The 17,284-nt window shown below is 73.7% G+C and carries 11 protein-coding genes; 6 read left to right on the forward strand and 5 right to left on the reverse strand.

Annotation, left to right across the window (positions count from 1 at the left end; all coding sequences use genetic code 11):
* Positions 1-39: 39 nt before the first annotated feature.
* A complete protein-coding gene (gene galE / locus GL259_RS16175) occupies positions 40-1,020 on the forward strand; it encodes a UDP-glucose 4-epimerase GalE (protein ID WP_159533401.1) in 981 nt (326 codons plus the stop codon).
* A gap of 23 nt (positions 1,021-1,043) precedes the next feature.
* Here galE and GL259_RS16180 read toward each other — a convergent pair whose 3' ends face one another.
* Entirely contained in the window at positions 1,044-1,682 is a 639-nt protein-coding gene (locus GL259_RS16180; RefSeq protein WP_159533403.1) for a TetR/AcrR family transcriptional regulator, read from the reverse strand.
* A 168-nt stretch (positions 1,683-1,850) separates the two neighbouring features.
* Here GL259_RS16180 and GL259_RS16185 point away from each other — a divergent pair, with 168 nt between their 5' ends.
* The 4 genes from GL259_RS16185 (at position 1,851) to GL259_RS16200 (ending at position 7,672) form a co-directional block, all read left to right on the forward strand.
* Positions 1,851-2,780 (forward strand): ABC transporter permease, encoded by a 930-nt coding sequence (locus GL259_RS16185; protein WP_159533406.1) that lies wholly within the window; start codon positions 1,851-1,853, stop codon positions 2,778-2,780.
* The gene (locus GL259_RS16190) at positions 2,773-3,663 is read left to right on the forward strand and encodes an ABC transporter ATP-binding protein (protein WP_159533408.1); all 891 of its coding nucleotides are present in this window, start codon (positions 2,773-2,775) and stop codon (positions 3,661-3,663) included. The genes GL259_RS16185 and GL259_RS16190 overlap by 8 nt, the downstream gene beginning before the upstream one ends.
* A 131-nt stretch (positions 3,664-3,794) precedes the next feature.
* Positions 3,795-6,002 carry a CDP-glycerol glycerophosphotransferase family protein gene (locus GL259_RS16195; RefSeq protein ID WP_159533410.1) on the forward strand — a complete coding sequence of 736 codons (2,208 nt, stop codon included), beginning with the start codon at positions 3,795-3,797 and terminating at the stop codon, positions 6,000-6,002.
* Entirely contained in the window at positions 5,999-7,672 is a 1,674-nt protein-coding gene (locus tag GL259_RS16200; RefSeq protein ID WP_159533412.1) for a glycosyltransferase family 2 protein, read from the forward strand. Before GL259_RS16195 ends, GL259_RS16200 begins: the two co-directional genes overlap by 4 nt.
* A 40-nt stretch (positions 7,673-7,712) precedes the next feature.
* Here GL259_RS16200 and GL259_RS16205 read toward each other — a convergent pair whose 3' ends face one another.
* From GL259_RS16205 to GL259_RS16220, 4 genes are all read right to left on the reverse strand, one after another.
* Positions 7,713-9,110 (reverse strand): hypothetical protein, encoded by a 1,398-nt coding sequence (locus GL259_RS16205; protein ID WP_243762575.1) that lies wholly within the window; start codon positions 9,108-9,110, stop codon positions 7,713-7,715.
* Between the two features lie 271 nt (positions 9,111-9,381).
* Positions 9,382-14,331, reverse strand: a complete 4,950-nt coding sequence (locus GL259_RS16210; RefSeq protein ID WP_159533416.1) for an NAD-glutamate dehydrogenase — start codon at positions 14,329-14,331, stop codon at positions 9,382-9,384.
* 627 nt (positions 14,332-14,958) lie between these two features.
* Entirely contained in the window at positions 14,959-15,624 is a 666-nt protein-coding gene (locus GL259_RS16215; RefSeq protein ID WP_159533418.1) for an HAD family hydrolase, read from the reverse strand.
* A gap of 62 nt (positions 15,625-15,686) precedes the next feature.
* Positions 15,687-16,202, reverse strand: coding sequence for a hypothetical protein (locus tag GL259_RS16220; protein ID WP_159533420.1), 516 nt, complete (start codon positions 16,200-16,202; stop codon positions 15,687-15,689).
* Between the two features lie 353 nt (positions 16,203-16,555).
* On the opposite strand from GL259_RS16220, the gene GL259_RS16225 reads away from it, so the two are divergent.
* Entirely contained in the window at positions 16,556-17,254 is a 699-nt protein-coding gene (locus GL259_RS16225) for an Rv3235 family protein (RefSeq protein WP_159533422.1), read from the forward strand.
* The last annotated feature ends 30 nt before the right edge of the window (positions 17,255-17,284 follow it).

A 17,284-nucleotide genomic window follows, 5' to 3' on the forward strand; every position in this document is an offset into this window, starting at 1 on the left:
CGGATGCACGAGGGGCCAACGACGAGGGGACGGCCGTCCATGACCTGGTTGATCACCGGCGGCGCCGGCTACATCGGGGCGCACGTCGTACGGGCGATGACCGAGGCGGGGGAACGGGCGGTGGTGTACGACGACCTGTCCACCGGTCTCGCCGGCCGCGTGCCGGAGGGGGTGCCGCTGGTGGTCGGCTCGACCCTGGACGGCGGGCGGGTGGCGCGCGCCCTCGCGGACCACGGGGTCACCGGCGTCGTCCACCTGGCGGCGAAGAAGCAGGTGGCCGAGTCGGTGGAACGGCCCCTGCACTACTACCGGGAGAACGTCGAGGGGCTGCGCGTCCTGCTGGACGCGGTGACGGCGGCCGGGGTGCGCTCCTTCGTGTTCTCGTCCTCGGCGGCGGTGTACGGCATGCCGGACGCGGAGGTGGTGACGGAGGAGACCCCCTGCGTGCCGATGTCCCCGTACGGCGAGACCAAGCTGGCCGGCGAGTGGCTGGTCCGCGCGACCGGGAGGGCGGCCGGACTGTCCACGGCCTGCCTGCGCTACTTCAACGTGGCCGGCGCGGCGGGCCCCGGCCTTGCCGACACGGGCGTGTCCAACCTGGTCCCCATGGTCTTCGAGAGGCTGACCGGGCAGGCGCCCCCGCGCGTCTTCGGCGACGACTACCCGACCCCGGACGGCACCTGCGTCCGCGACTACATCCACGTCGTCGACCTGGCCGAGGCCCACGTGGCGGCGGCCCGCGCGCTGCGCTCCTCCCCCGGCCGGGACCTCACCCTCAACATCGGCCGCGGCGAGGGCGTCTCGGTGCGCGAGATGATCGACCGCATCAACGCGCTCACCGGTCACGACCGCCCGCCCACGGTCACCGCCCGCCGCCCCGGCGACCCGGCGCGCGTCGTCGCCTCCGCCGACCGCGCGGCCGCCGAGCTCGGCTGGAAGGCCCGTCACGACGTCGACGACATGATCACCTCGGCCTGGCAGGGCTGGCTCCGCCTGCACCCGGAGGCGGCGCGCGGCTAGCCCGCGCGGGTGACCGCCGCCCCTCACAGGGCCTTCAGGGCCTCCGTCGTGGCCCTGGCCAGCGCGGCCAGGTAGCCCTTCGGCGGCTTCGGGCCGCGGATCACCACCGAGCGCCAGTACAGCGGGCCCGAGATCAGGTCCAGGGCCAGGGCGTGGTCGATGCCGGGGCGCAGCTCGCCGCGCTCCTCCGCCGCCGTGACGATGCTCCTGGCGACCGAGTCCTGGCCCTCCCGCAGCGCCTTCTGCAGCGCCTCGGCGATGTCGGGGTTGCGGGCGGCCTCGGCCTGGAGGTCGGGGAGGACCTGCGAGGCGACGGGGTGGCGCAGGGCGCGGGAGGTGACCTCGTACAGCAGCCGCAGGTCGGCCTCGAGGGAGCCGGTGTCCGGCGCGGGCAGGCCCTGCACGGCGAGCGCGGACATCAGGTCGAGGACCAGGTGCAGCTTGGAGCGCCAGCGGCGGTACACCGCGGTCTTGCCGACGCCCGCGCGGCGCGCGATCCCCTCGATCGACATCCGCGCGTAGCCGACGGCGGCGAGCTCCTCGAAGACGGCCGCCCGGATGGCCTCCGTCACGTCCTCCCGCAGTACGGCGGCCCCGGCGGGGGCCCTGCGCCGCGGGCGCGGCCGGGGCTCGTCGGCGTTCGTCGTCATGCGGTTCAGCATAGGGCGTCACGACGAAACGGTTGCGTTCCGACGTGCATTCGACCTACGCTCGCGTTGGGACGATACGGTCCCGTCCCGACGTAGGAGAACGCCGGGAGGCGTCCCAGGAAACGGCGGGCGAGCACCGCGCGCCCCTGCCACCCCCTCCCCCTAGCGAAAGCAGCGGATGTGAGTCAGGCCCTCCACACACCGCCCCCCGCACCGGCCCGCCCGATCCCGGCCGAGGACGACCTCGCGGCCCTCGCCGCGCGCCACGGCCTCACGGTCAGCGGTGCCCGGCCGTCGCTGGCCGAGTACGTCCGTCAGCTGTGGGGGCGGCGGCACTTCATCGTCGCCTTCTCGCAGGCGAAGCTGACCGCCCAGTACAGCCAGGCCAGGCTCGGGCAGCTGTGGCAGGTGGCGACGCCGCTGCTGAACGCGGCCGTGTACTTCTTCATCTTCGGTCTGCTGCTGGGCGCCAACCGGGGCATTCCGAGCGACGTCTACGTGCCGTTCCTGGTGACGGGCGTGTTCGTGTTCACCTTCACGCAGAGCTCGGTCCTGGCCGGGGTGCGGGCGATCTCCGGGAACCTGGGGCTGGTGCGGGCGCTGCACTTCCCGCGGGCCTCGCTGCCGGTCTCCTTCGCGCTGCAGCAGCTGCAGCAGCTGCTGTTCTCGATGCTGGTGCTGGTCGTGGTGGTGCTGGCGTTCGGCAGTCCGCCGGCCCTGTCGTGGCTGCTGGTGGTGCCCGCGCTGCTGCTGCAGTTCGTGTTCAACACCGGGCTGGCGCTGATCTTCGCGCGGATGGGCAGCCGGACGCCGGACCTGGCGCAGCTGATGCCGTTCGTGCTGCGGACCTGGATGTACGCCTCGGGCGTGATGTTCAGCATCCCGGCGATGCTCGCGGACAAGGACGTGCCCGGCTGGCTGGCGGACGTGCTGCAGTGGAACCCGGCCGCGGTCTACATGGACCTGGTCCGGTTCGCGATGATCGACGACTACGGCTCCTCGTACCTGCCCCCGCACGTGTGGGCGTTCGCGGCGGGCTGGGCGGTACTGGCCGGCACGGTCGGCTTCGTCTACTTCTGGAAGGCTGAGGAGAGGTACGGCCGTGGCTGAGCACACCGACAAGCACACCGGCGAGAAGGTCCCCACCGTCATCGCCGACGGCGTCGACATCGTCTACCGGGTGAACGGCACCGGCGCCGGACGCGGCTCCGCCACCGCCGCCCTCAACCGCATCCTGCGCCGCAAGCAGACCGAGAGGGCGTCCGGCGTGCGCACGGTGCACGCGGTGCGGAACGTGTCCTTCGTCGCCTACCGGGGCGAGGCCATCGGCCTGATCGGCACCAACGGCTCCGGCAAGTCGACCCTGCTCAAGGCCGTCGCCGGCCTGCTCCCGGTGGAGAACGGCCGCATCTACACCGACGGCCAGCCCTCCCTGCTGGGCGTCAACGCCGCCCTGATGAGCGACCTCACCGGCGAGCGCAACGTCCACCTCGGCGGGCTCGCGATGGGCATGTCCCGCGAGGAGATCAAGGCCCGCTACCAGGAGATCGTCGACTTCTCCGGGATCAACGAGAAGGGCGACTTCATCACCCTGCCGATGCGCACCTACTCCTCCGGCATGGCGGCCCGGCTGCGCTTCTCCATCGCCGCCGCCAAGGACCACGACGTCCTGCTCGTCGACGAGGCGCTGGCCACCGGCGACCGCTCCTTCCAGAAGCGCTCCGAGGCGCGCATCCGCGAGCTGCGCAAGCGGGCCGGGACGGTGTTCCTGGTCAGCCACAACAACAAGTCGATCCGCGACACCTGCGACCGCGTCCTGTGGCTGGAGCGCGGTGAGCTGCGCATGGACGGGCCGACCGACGAGGTGCTCAAGGAGTACGAGGCGTTCACCGGCGGCACGGACAAGCCGAAGCCGAAGCCGAAGGCACAGCCGAAGGCACAGCCGAAGGCACAGCCGAAGGCACGGCCCGAGCAGGCGCCGCTCCCTTCGTGAGGCACGCGCCCGCGCGTCCCGGCGCCACCTTCCGCCGCATTGATGCCAATATGACTGAAACGGCATGACTGAAACGGCGTGACCGAAGAGGAACGACCGGAGCGGCGACGAGCAGTCGAAGGAGCCCCGTGATGCCCGAGCTCAGCGTCATCGTCCACGGGCCGAACACCCAGGACCACCTGACCGGACTCCTCGGCTCCCTCGCCGCCCACCCCCACCCGGACGTCGAGGTCGTCGTCGCCGCCGTCGGCGACTGGGCCCACGAGACGGCCGAGCGGTACGCCCCCGACGTCCCCGGCGTCCAGGTGCTGCCCCTGCCCGACGGCACGTCCGGCGCGGCGGCCCGGTCGGCGGGGGCGGCGCGGGCCACCGGCCGCTGGCTGCACTTCGTCCCCGCCAAGGACGGCCTGCCGCCCGGCGGTCCGCGCACGATCACCGAACGCGTCGCCGAACTCCCCGGCACCGTGGACGTCCTGCTGATCGACCACGTCCGCAGCACCTGGCGCGCCTCCGGCCTGCCCTCCGCGGACGGCCCCCTGCTGGCCCGCGCGGGCCGCGCCGACCTCGCCCTCGACGACAGCGCCCAGCTGCTGCGCCTGACCCCACTGCTCGGCACCCGCGTCCTGCGCGCCGGCTTCTGGCGGGCGCACGAGGACCGCCTCACCACCGACGACGAGCCGCACGCGGCCCTCGCCGCCCTGCTGCTCGCCGAGCGCGTCGCCTGCCTGCCGCACGTCGCCCACGAGGACCGCCGGCTGCGGCCCGCCAGCCTCCCCCCGGTCACCCCCGAGCAGCGCTACGCCCTCGTCGACCGCTACGAGAACCTCCTCGACCTCGCCCGCGGCCGCCCCGCCCCCTGCGCCGTGCTCTACGAGGTCATGGTCCAGGACTGTCTGCGCACCTTCGCCCGCGGCGGCATGCCCGAGGACGTCGCCCGGGAGTTCTTCCACCGGGCCTCGCTCGCCGCCCTGCGCCGCCGTCCCGAGGGGCACCGGCGCCCGGCCGGCCTCGACGGGATCCGCCGCTCGCTGCTCGAGGAGGACGCCTACGCCAAGTACCGCGCGTTCCAGGCCGCCAACCGCACCCGCCGCGCCGTGCGGTCCACGGCGCGCACCGGCAGGCGGCAGCTCGGCGCCCGGGTCCGCGACCACCGGTACCGCAAGGCCCTGCACCGCCCGGTCGACCCCCACCTGGCGGTGTTCACCGCCTACTGGAACCGCGGGGTCGCCTGCAACCCGGCCGCGATCGCCGCCAAGCTCGCCGAACTCGCCCCGCACATCCGCCCCGTGTGGGTGGTGACCGCCGAGAACGCGGCCCTGCTCCCGCCCGGCACCGACCACGTCGTCCCCGGCACCCGCCGCTACGGGGAGGTGCTCGCCACCGCGAAGTACCTCGTCAACAACGTCAACTTCCCCAACGCGGTGGTCAAACGCCCCGACGCCGTCCACCTCCAGACCCACCACGGCACCCCCCTCAAGCGCATGGGCCTGGACCAGATGCCGTTCCCGGCCGCCGCGCGGGGGCTGGACTTCGCCGCGCTGCTGGAGCGCATCGACAAGTGGGACTACAGCGTCTCCGCCAACAGCCACTCCACCCGGATGTGGGAGCGGGCGTACCCGTCCCGGTTCGTCTCGCTCGACCACGGCTATCCGCGCAACGACGTGTACTACACGGCCGGCGCCGACGACGTCCGCGCGATCCGCGAACGCCTCGGCGTCGCGCCCGGCCGCCGGGCCGTGCTGTACGCGCCCACCCACCGCGACTACGAGGCCGGCTGGACCCCGCGCCTGGACCTGGCCGCGCTCGCCGACCGCCTCGGCGAGGACACCGTCCTGCTGGTGCGCGGCCACTACTTCTACGACGGCGCCTCCTCCCCGCTGACCGGCCTGCGCCGGTCCGGCCGCATCGTGGACGTCTCGTCCTACGACCCGGTCGAGGAGCTGTGCCTGGCCGCCGACGCGCTGGTCACGGACTACTCGTCGATCATGTTCGACTACGCCAACCTCGACCGCCCCCTGGTGATCTACGCCGACGACTGGGAGACGTACCGCACCACCCGCGGCGTCTACTTCGACCTGATGGACGAGGCGCCCGGCCCGGTGGCCCGCACCCAGGAGGAGCTCACCGGGATCCTCACCACCGACGCCTGGCGCGACGAGGGCGCGGCAAAGGCACGGGCCGTCTTCCGGCGCCGGTTCTGCGAGTACGACGACGGCCGCGCCGCCGAACGCGTCGTGCGCCGGGTCTTCCTCGGCCAGGACGAGGAGTCCCTGCCGCCGGTGCTGCCGCTCGAGGACCGCACCCCGGCGCCCAGCCCCGAGGAGGCGTGCCCGTCATGACCACCGCCGGCACCCCCGACGTCACCGTGACGGTGATCGTGCACAACGACGCCGGACGGCTCCCCCGCGCGGTCGAGTCCGTCCGCCGCCAGACCCACCGCGCCCTCGAGATCGTCATCAGCGACGACCACTCGACGGACGACACCCCCCGGGTGGCGCGCGACCTCGCGGCCCGCGACCCGCGGATCCGCTGCCTGCGCCTGCCGCACAACAGCGGCGGGTGCAGCGCCCCGCGCAACCGCGCCCTGGAGATCGCGCGGGCGCCGTACCTGATGTTCCTCGACAGCGACGACGAGCTCCCCCGGAACGCGGTCGAGCTGCTGCTCGCCGCGCACCGCGAACGGGACATCGACTTCGCGATGGGCGCCGTCCGGCGGATCCGGGTGGACACCGGCCGCCACTCCACCTGGATGCCGCACCTCGTGCGCGAGCGCCGCACCCTGGACGGCATCGAGGCGGACCCGCGGCTGTTCTTCGAGCACCTGTCGACCAGCAAGATGTACGCCCGCGCCTTCCTCGACCGGCACGACCTGCGCTTCCCCGAGGGCATCCACTACGAGGACCAGCTGTTCTCGGCCCGGGCGTACTGCCTGGCGAAGAGGTTCACGATCGTCCCGGAGCCGGTGTACCTCTGGTACATCGCCCCCTACGCGGACTCCGGCGCGGCGTCCATCTCCAACCAGCGGCACCGGCTCGGCAACGTCCGCGACCGCGTCCACGTGCAGCGCCTCATCGACGCCTTCCTGACCGAGAGCGGGCACGAGGCGCTGCGCGAGGACAAGGACCACAAGTTCCTCAAGCACGACTTCCGGATGTACGCGGGCGACCTGCCCCACCGGGACGAGGAGTGGCTGGCGGCCTTCGCCGACCTGGTGAACCCCTACCTGGACACGCTGTCCCCGGGCGCGTACGCCCGCCTCCCGCGCGACGAACGGGTGGTGCTGCGGCTCGTCCGCGACCGCCGCCTGTCCGAGGCCCGGCTGGCGGCGCGCGGTCTCGGCCACGGCGTCGCCCCGCGGCGGGTCGTCACGGACGCGGACGGCCGCACCTACTGGGGCGAGCGGGTCCCCGACGGCGCCGACGCCCGCCGCGAACTGGACCTGACCGAGCTGGAGCTGGACACCCGCCCCTTCTTCGGCGCCCGGTTCCGCCACGAGATCACGGAGATCACCCGGGCGTCCGGCGCCGCCGTCGAACTGGCCGTACGGACGTACGACCCGGCCCTGCGCCTGCCGGTCGGCCCCCAGCGCGCGGCCCTCCTCCTCACGCCCGGCCGGCGCCGCCTCACGGTCCCCTTCCGCCTCTCCCCCGTGCGCCCCGGCGTCTTCGAGGGCCGCGTCCGCCTCGACCTCGCGGCCGCGTCCCTCCCGCCGAGCGGCTTCGCCGGGGTGCGTCATCCACTGGTCCGCCTCACCCACCGGGGCCAGGGCAACACGGGGCTGCTGCTGGCCCCGCTCGGCTTCCCGGCCCTGACCGCCCGCGTCCCCTACCGCTCCGGCACCGCACCGCACCGGGTCACGATCGAGCCGGAGGGCCACGGTCCGGGCCGGTTCCAGGTGCGCTGGGAACCGGTCGGGATCACGGCGGGCGTGCTGCGCCCGGTGGCCCGCCGGGTGGCCCGGCCGGGGGTGCGCCGGGCCGCCCGTCTGGTGGCGAGCGCACTGCGGTGAGGGCGGCACCGGGGGGCCGGGGCGCACCCGCGGGGGCGGCTCAGGGCACCTCGTAGAGCACCTGCCCCTCCGGTCCCCGCGCCACCGCCCGCAGCCCGGCGCCGTCCAGGGCCCCGGTCCCGTCCACCACCCAGCGCACCCCGTACTCCCGCTCGATGTCCCGCCGCACCGCCTGCGGCGTCCCCGCCGCGAAGTACTCCCGGGTGACCGCCGTCCGGCGTTCCTCGTCCGGCAGGAAGAAGTCGGGGTAGCCGGGGGCGACCGTGTACGGCCCGTACGCGGGGATCCGCCGGGCCGGACCGGTCTCGGCCATGACCACGTCCCCGTACCCCACCCACGGGGTGATCCAGTGGTACCCCGTCCAGGGCGGCCGGTACCTGTCCCGGACCGCCTGCGGCAGGGCGTCGCGCGGGACCGCGTACCCGAGCGCCCCCGCCTGGGCCCACGCCCCGACGGCGAGCGTCCCGGCGAGCAGGGCCACCCGGGCGGCGCGCACCCCGCGCCGCCCCGCCCGGACCGCCTCCAGCGCCGCCGCGAGCTGCGCCGGGATCGTCACGGCGGGCAGGGCGCGCCCCCACGAGTAGTGGCCGCTCAGCCACCCCGCCGCCACGACCAGCACGCCCAGCAGGAAGAACGACACCAGCGGGTCGCGCCGGTCCCGCCGCCACCGCGCGACCAGCGCGGCCGCTCCGAGCAGCACCAGCCCGAACCGCGCGGCCAGGTCCTCGTACAGCACCCGGTGCACCGGCTCGAGAGCGGCTCCGGCGCCGAACAGCGCGAAGAAGTCGTAGTACGGCCACGCCCACAGCACCACCGCCGCCGGCAGCAGCCCGGCGGCCGTCCGCGGCCACACCGCGCGCGCCGGGCGCGCCGCCACCACGGTGGCGCACGCGCCCAGCGAGGCCACCACCCCCGTGAACTGGTGGCAGAGCAGGATCACCGCCCACAGCGCCCCCAGCCCGAGCCACGTCCCCCACCCGGCCCCGCCGCGCAGCGCCCCCGTCAGCCACGCCCAGAGGTGGAAGGCGAGGCCGAGGGTGAAGGTGCTCGGGTAGGACACCGTCAGCGCGAGCGAGTGGAGCCCCGGGAAGCCGCTCCACAGCAACGGGGTCGTGCCCCACAGCAGCAGCAGGCTCAGCAGGGCGAGCGCGGGCGCGGCCCGGTGCGCGTCCAGCGTCCGCACGTACCGCCGTACGCCGGTCACCAGCAGCACCAGTCCGACGAGGGCGGCCAGGCGCAGGACGGGGAACACGGACAGCCCGGTCACCCGGGCGGCGGCGCCGAGCAGCAGCATCCACGGCGAGTAGTACGGGCTCGGCGTGTCCGCGTCGACCAGCGGGTTGCCGGGATCGAGCGGGCTGTGCCGCAGACGCTGCAGGGTCGCCGCGTGCATGCCCAGGTCGCCGATCCACGGGAGCCGCACGATCACCAGGACCATCAGGGCGAGGACGATCCCGGCGACGGCCCGGACCACGGCCGGACCGAGGGCCGCCGGACCTGCCGCGGCCCGCTGGGCACGGGTCCTGCCGGGCACGGCGGACGGCGAGGAGCGAACGATCACGCATAAGCATGTGCCCGAAAAGTCCGGATCTTCACGGAACCACGGCCGATGCCTTCCCGGAACGCCGTAACGCACGCGGGGGCGCCCCGGGCCGTCGGGCCCGGGGCGCCCCCGCGTGTTCACGCACGGCCGGCGGTGGCCGCGCCGGTTACGAGTGGCTCCGCAGCAGCGTCCGCATCGTCCGCATCGCCACCGACAGGTTGGCGAGGTCGAAGGAGTCGGAGCCGTGGATCTCCTCCAGGGTGGAGCGGGCCCGGGCGAGCAGCGCCGCGTTCTTGCGCTCCCACAGCTGGAAGCGCTGCTGCGGGGTCGAGGAGCCGTTGCCCGCCGCCAGGACGTCCGCGGTCACCGCCGCGTGCGCCGCGTACAGGTCCTCGCGGATCGCCGCGCGGGCCATGGACTGCCAGCGGTCGGCGCGCGGCAGCTCGATGATGCGGTCCATCAGCTGGGTGATGCGCAGCCGGTCGGCGAGGTCGTAGTAGACCTCGGCGACGTCCAGCGGCTCCCTGCCCATCCGGTCGGCCACCGACACGATGTCGAGCGTCGGGAAGGCGGAGGAGAACCCGGCGACGCGGGTGGCCAGCTCGTCGGGGACACCGGCGCCGGTCAGCTCGTCGTAGATCTTCTGGTACCAGTCCAGGTCCGCGCCGCGCAGCAGCTTCGGCAGCTGGGCCCAGACCTGCTCGACGCGCTCGGCGAAGAAGTCCACCGTCTCCGCCAGCTCCAGCGGCTGCGGCCGGTTGTTGAGCAGCCAGCGCGTGCCGCGCTCCACCAGCCGGCGCGAGTGCAGCCGGATCCTCGTCTGGGTCTCCGCGTCGACCTTGTTGTCGAGGTCCTCGACCCCGTCCCACACCACCGAGGAGCGGAAGATCGCGCGGGCCGCGGTCTGCGCCCGGACGATCTCCTCCAGCGACGCGCCGGTCTCCTCGCGCATCCGGTGCAGGTACGTCGTACCGCCCGTGTTGACCGTGTCGTTGACCAGCACGGTCGTGGTGATCTCGCGGCGCAGCGGGTGGCTGTCGATGTGCTCCTGGAACTGCTCGCGCAGCGCGCTCGGGAAGTAGGCGTGCAGCAGCACCTTCAGATAGGGGTCGTCGGGCAGCGAGGTGCGCAGCAGCTCCTCGGCGACCGTGATCTTCGTGTACGCCAGCAGGACGGCCGTCTCCGGGCCGGTCAGGCCCTGGCCGGCGGCGAGCCGTTCGCGGATCTGGCGGTCGGTGGGCAGGAACTCCAGGGCGCGGTCCAGGTGGCCCTCGCGCACCAGGTGCTTCAGGAAGCGCTGCTGGGCGTGGAGCATGTCCTTGGACTGGGCCAGCGCGTTGGCGATGGCGGTGTTCTGCGCGTAGTTGGTGCGCAGCACCATGCGGCCGACCTCGTCGGTCATCTCGGCGAGCAGCTTGTTGCGCTGCTTGACCGTCATGTCGCCGTCCGCGACCACGCCGTTGAGCAGGATCTTGATGTTCACCTCGTGGTCGGAGGTGTCCACGCCCGCGCTGTTGTCGATGGCGTCGGTGTTGATCCGCCCGCCGTGCAGCGCGAACTCGATCCGGCCGAGCTGGGTCAGGCCCAGGTTGCCGCCCTCGCCGACGACGGCGACCCGCAGGTCCTTGCCGTCGACGCGGATGTGGTCGTTGGCCTTGTCGCCGACGTCGACGTGGGACTCGCCGGCGGCCTTGACGTACGTGCCGATGCCGCCGTTCCACAGCAGGTCCACCGGCGCCGTCAGGATCGCCTTCATCAGGTCGGCCGGGGTCATCTTGGTGACGCCGGGCTCGATGCCGAGGGCCTCGCGGATCTGGGAGTTGACCGGGATGGACTTGGCGGTGCGCGGGAACACGCCGCCGCCCGCCGACAGCAGCCCGGTGTCGTAGTCGGCCCAGGAACTGCGGGGCAGCTCGAACAGGCGGCGGCGCTCGGCGTAGGAGGTGGCCGCGTCCGGGTTCGGGTCGATGAAGATGTGCCGGTGGTCGAAGGCGGCGACCAGCCGGATGTGCTCGCTGAGCAGCATGCCGTTGCCGAACACGTCACCGGACATGTCGCCGATGCCGACGACGGTGAAGTCCTGGCTCTGGGTGTCCACGCCCAGCTCCCGGAAGTGCCGCTTGACGGACTCCCAGGCGCCGCGGGCGGTGATGCCCATGCCCTTGTGGTCGTAGCCCGCGCTTCCGCCGGAGGCGAAGGCGTCGCCGAGCCAGAAGTCGTACGACTGGGCGACCTCGTTGGCGATGTCGGAGAAGGTCGCGGTGCCCTTGTCGGCGGCGACGACGAGGTAGGTGTCGTCCTCGTCGTGCCGGACGACGTCCGCCGGGGGCACGACCTCGCCGGCCACCATGTTGTCGGTGATGTCGAGCAGCGCCGAGATGAACGTCCTGTAGCAGGCGACGCCCTCGGCCAGCCAGGCGTCGCGGTCGACGCTCGGGTCGGGGAGGTGCTTGGCGACGAAGCCGCCCTTGGCGCCGACCGGCACGATGACGGTGTTCTTCACCATCTGCGCCTTGACCAGGCCGAGGATCTCGGTGCGGAAGTCCTCCCGGCGGTCCGACCAGCGCAGGCCGCCGCGCGCGACCTTGCCGAACCGCAGGTGCACGCCCTCGACGCGCGGCGAGTAGACCCAGATCTCGAACGCCGGGCGCGGCGCCGGGAGGTCGGGGATGGCCTGCGGGTCGAACTTCATGGAGACGTAGTCGTGCGGCGTGCCGTCGCTCGTCTCCTGGAAGAAGTTGGTGCGCAGCGTCGCCTTGATGACGGTGAGGAAGGAGCGCAGGATGCGGTCCTCGTCGAGCGAGGCCACCTGGTCGAGGGCGGCGTCGAGCTCCTCGAGCAGGGCGTCCACCAGCTCGTACCCGGCGCGCTGGCGGTCCGGCGACATCCGGGCCTCGAACAGCGAGACGAGCAGCCGGGTGGTGTGGACGTTGTTGCGGAGGGTGTCCTCCATGTAGTCCTGGCTGAAGGTGGAGCCCGCCTGGCGCAGGTACTTGGCGTACGCCCGCAGCACCACGGCCTGCCGCCAGGTCAGCCCGGCGCTGAGCACCAGGGCGTTGAAGCCGTCGTTCTCCGCCTTGCCGGTCCAGGTCGCGGCGAAGGCGTCCTGGAACCGCCCGCGCGCGTCGTCGCCGAGGTAGTCGGTGGCTCCGGCCGCCTTGGGCATGCGCAGACCGAAGTCGTAGATCCAGGCCACGCTGCGGTCGGCGCACCGCAGCTCGTACGGCCGCTCGTCGACGACCTCGACGCCGAGCCGCTGGAGCACCGGCAGCACCGCGGAGAGGGAGACCGCCTCGCCCTTGCGGTAGATCTTGAAGCGGCGCTCCTCGGGGGTCGCGCCCACCGGCTCGTACAGGCTGAGCTCGAAGTTCCGCTCGTCGCTGAGCTGTTCGACGCGGGCCAGGTCGGCGACCGCGCTGCGCGGCGAGTGGTCGGCCTTGTAGCCCTCGGGGAAGGCGCCCGCGTAGCGGCGCAGCAGCTCGGCGGCGCGCTCCTCGCCGAACTCGGCGTTCAGCGCCTCGGCGAAGCCGTCGGCCCAGGAGCGGGCGGCCTCGACGAGCCGGGCCTCGATGTGCTCCTTGTCGGCGTCGGACAGCTCCGGCAGCTCGGTGCCCTGCGGGACGCGGACCACGAAGTGCAGCCGGGAGAGGACGGACTCGGTGTTCCAGGCGGTGAAGTCGACGCTGATGCCGCCGAGCTCCTCCTTGAGGATGTCGATGATCCGCAGCCGGACACCGGTGGTGTAGCGGTCGCGCGGCAGGTAGACGAGGGCGGAGTAGTAGCGCCCGTACTCGTCCTGGCGCAGGTAGAGCCGCAGCCGGCGGCGCTCCTGGAGGTAGAGGACGGAGGTGACGATGGCCTGGAGCTCGCCGACGGGGGTCTGGAAGAGCTCGTCGCGCGGGTAGGTCTCCAGGATCTGGAGCAGGTCGCGCCCGTCGTGGCTGTGGGGCGAGAAGCCGGCGCGCTCCAGGACCTCCTCGACCTTGCGCCGGATCACCGGGACCCGGCGGACGGACTCGGTGTAGGCGGCGGACGAGAACAGTCCGAGGAAGCGCCGCTCGCCGACGACGTTGCCGTCCGCGTCGAACTTCTTGACGCCGATGTAGTCCAGGTACGACGGCCGGTGCACGGTCGCCCGGCTGTTCGCCTTGGTCAGCACCAGCAGCTTGTGCTCGCGCGCCTTGGCGCGGGCGTCGGCGGGCAGCCGCTCGAAGGACGGGCTGACCGGGTGGCCCTCCTCGGAGGCGTGGTGCGGGTCGGAGCGCAGGATGCCGAGGCCGGTGCCGGGGACGGCGGCGAGCGAGTCGTCGCCGCGCAGCTCGTACTCGCGGTAGCCGAGGAAGGTGAAGTGGTCGTCGGCCAGCCAGCGCAGCAGCTCGCGGGCCTCCTCGACCTGCTGCCGGGGCAGGTCGCCGGGGACGGGTTCGTCGGGCAGCCCCTCGGACAGCCGGGTCGCCGCCTGGCGCATCTTGCCCCAGTCCTCGACCGCCTCGCGGACGTCGGACAGGATCCGCAGCAGGTCGGCAGTGATCTGCTTGAGGTCGCCGCGGTCGGTCTCGCGGTCGATCTCGACGTGGATCCAGGACTCGACGTGGGCGTCGTGCGGGAGGTCGGGGGCGTCGTGCGGGAGGTCGCCGCCGGCCGGCGTGGGGAGCACCTCGATCAGCTTGCCGGTGACGTCCCGGCGGACCACGAACTGCGGGTGGATCACGACGTGGATGCCGCGGCCCTGGCGGGTCAGCTCGTTGGTGACGGAGTCGACCAGGAAGGGCATGTCGTCGGTGACCACCTCGACGACGGAGTGGCTGCAGGTCCAGCCGTTCTCCTCGACGGTCGGGGTGTGGACCCGGACGTTGGCCGTGCCCTGCGGGCGGTTCTCGGCCAGCCGGTAGTGCGAGACGGCGGCCCCGAAGACGTCGACCGGGTCGCGGTCGGTGAGGTCCTCCGGAGCGGTGTGCAGGTAGTAGCGCTGGAGGAACGCGAGCACGGAGTCCCGGTCGGGAGCGCCCTCGTCCGTCGTCCCGGTCGGTAGTTTCCCCCCGGCCGGGCTGTTCTCAGCTACCCGGGCGGCCCTGTCGAGCAGCTCGGCCTTGGCTTCGTCCAGCTTGGTCTGCATGGTCCTCTGGCTCCTGTCGCGCGCCGTTGCGTGACGTAGAAGGAAGTACGGTCTCTGCCCTTGTGGCGTGGTGGTACGACACGGGGTGTCCGGTCTGTGCCGACGCTATGCCCCAAGGTGAGAAGAGCGGGGGCCACTCGGCCGATCCCGACGCGCCCGGCGGGTGTGACGCGGCTCTCCGCGCCGTCCGCCCCCGGGGAGTGCCCTGCGTCCCGGGTACCCACCGGGCCCCGTCCCGCTCGTGAAGACCAGCGACCGCCACCCGGTCACGGATGTGGTCCGTGCTCTCCGGGCGCACAGCGGAGACGTCCATGTCCCCGCGAAATATCGCGCTGATCACGCCACCCAGGCTATCGCCCCCCACAGGGGGCCCGTCATGAGCCGTATGTGTACAAAACCAGGGGGCGAAGTTTGACGTTCTGCACAGTGCGTACCCGGTGACGACCGGTCACGGGCACCCCGGGCAGCCATGCGCACGCCAGGCAGCCACGAGCACCCCGACCGGTCACGAGCACCCCGACCGGTCACGAGCACCCCGACCGGTCACGGGCACCCCGACTCGTCACGAGCACCCGACCGGCCACGGGCAGGCCATGGGCACCTGACGGCCCGGAAGGTCCCCCGGCCTCACGCCGCGAGGCGCTCCGCCTCCGCGACGGCCTCCGCCAGGGTGTCCACCACCGGTACGCCCACCGCCTCCAGGCTGGCCCGGCCGTGGGAGCCGCCGGTGTAGAGGACGGCCCGCGCCCCCACGTGCCGTGCGGCCAGCGCGTCGTCGGCCGCGTCGCCGATCACCACCGTGCGTCTCGGGTCCACGCCGGTCAGCGCGTCGAGGTGGCGCACCATGTGCTCCGCCTTGCTGCCCCCGGACGGTCCGGTCCGCCCGTCGACCCGTACGAAGTGCGACTCGATGCCGAAGCCCCGGACCAGCGGCACGAGGTCCTCGTGTCCGTACATGCTGAGGATCGACTGGCTGCCTCCCGCCGAGGACCACCCCGCCAGCAGCTCCACCACGCCCTCGGCCAGCCCGCACCGCACCCGGTGCTCCGAGTAGTACCGGTGGAAGGTCGCGTCCATCAGCTCCCACTCGGCCCCGCTCGGCAGCCGCCCCATCAGCCGCTCGTAGAACTTCGGCACCGGCACGCAGTACAGCTCCCGGTACCGCTCCAGCGTGATCGGCTCCAGCCCCAGCTCGGCGAAGGCCGCGTTCGTCGCCCCGATGATCGCGTCGACGTCGTGGAACAGCGTCCCGTTCCAGTCCCAGACGATGTGCGCGTCCGTCTGCATCCCCATGCCCAAGAACGTACCCGCAGACGCCGGCGCCGGGGAGAAGGGGTCGGCGCCCGCGACGGCGCTCAGTCCGCCGGTCCCACCAGGTTGGGGATCTCCTGCGTGGCGTACCACAGCAGCTCGTGGTCCTCCGCGCCGTCCACCGTGAACTGCGCGTCGTCGTCCCCGCCGTCCGCCGCGGGCAGCGCCCGGGCGGCGGCCGCCACGTCCGCCTCCGCGTCCGCCGCGTCCACGTGCACCGCGGCCGCCTTGGCCAGCGGCACGGGCCCGGCGACCCGCACCTCCCCGAGCGCGGCCGGGTCGAGCCCCCGGTCGGGGTCGACCGCGGCCGCCCTGTCGGGTACGTCGACGGCGACCACGACCCGGCGCCGGGGCGCACCGGGGTCCGCCGCCAGCAGCCGCAGCGAGGCCAGCGCGGCGCGGTTGAGCGCGGCGTACTCCAGCTCCTCGATGTCGTCGGAGACGTACCACTCGCGCAGCGCGGGCGTCACGGCGTACGCGAGGAGCGGTCCGTCACCCAGCTCGCCCGTCCTGTGCGCCTCGGCGAGACCGGGGAGGGTCAGGGGGACGTAGACGCGCATGTCGGCCGCTTTCGTGGTCGGAGGGATCCGCCGGCACCCGGGCGAGGGCCGTCGTGCCCGGCCCGGAGAGCCTTCAGGATACGTGGGGCGTCCCCCATCGGGTCCCCGCCCGCCGTCCCGGCCGCGTCCACTTCCGGCCCGGACGTCACCCGGTGCGCCCGCTCCCGCACGGGGCCGGCCGTCCGTCGGCCACTCGGATAGGTGAACTTCCCGGCCGGTCCGACCCGCACTCCGGTTCCTTGCCGCCGCACCGTCCCGCCCCGTACAAGATCCCCAACCACGAAGTTACCGCCCGGTATCGTCGCGGCCTCCGGGCCGCGGGCGACGCCCGGGCCCGTTCGAACGGGGTCCCCGTGAACAAGGTCATGACCAGGGCTCAGCACCGCCCCGGCGCCCGCCCGGCCGGCCGCCGCGACTCCCGCCGCCCCGCCGGCACCACCCCGCCCCGCACCCCCGCGGGGACCGCCTCCCGCGCCCCGTCACCCGACGGAGGACGCCGTCTCCCCACCGCCCCGCTCCGGCGCCCCGCGGACAACCGCCCGCCGTCCGCCGCCCGGCCCCTCGCTCCCCCGTCCCCGCCGGCCGGGCCCGCGCGGGACCTCTCCGCCGCCACCGCGCGGGCGGCCTCCGGCCGGGCCTCCCGGGCGATCTCCGTCCGGGAGGCCGCACCCCGCGTCCCCGGCCGCCCGCCGCACCGGCCCCTCGTCCCCCAGCCCCGCCCCACCGACCGCTTCGCCGAGCTGCTCCTCGCCGTCCTGAGCGGGCAGCGGCCCGTCCACGCCATGCTGCGGCACACGGCGGGCCGCGCCTACGACGAGCTGGTCCGGCTCGCCGAGCACGGGCCGCTGCGCACCCGCGGCGCCCGGCCCGTCGTGCGGGACGTCGGCTACTTCGTCCCCCGCGAGGGCGCCATCGAGGCGTTCGCCCGGATCGGCGCCGGCGACCGGCTGCGCGCCATGGCGTTCCGGCTGGAGCGGGGCCGGGACCTGCGCTGGCGCTGCACCGCCGTGGAGCTGGGCGGCCCCCGCCCGCACCGCGCCGACGGCCGCTGAGCACCCGACGACGGCCGAGGGCCGGGCACC

This window comes from Streptomyces sp. Tu 3180 (genome assembly GCF_009852415.1).
Lineage (GTDB): Bacteria > Actinomycetota > Actinomycetes > Streptomycetales > Streptomycetaceae > Streptomyces.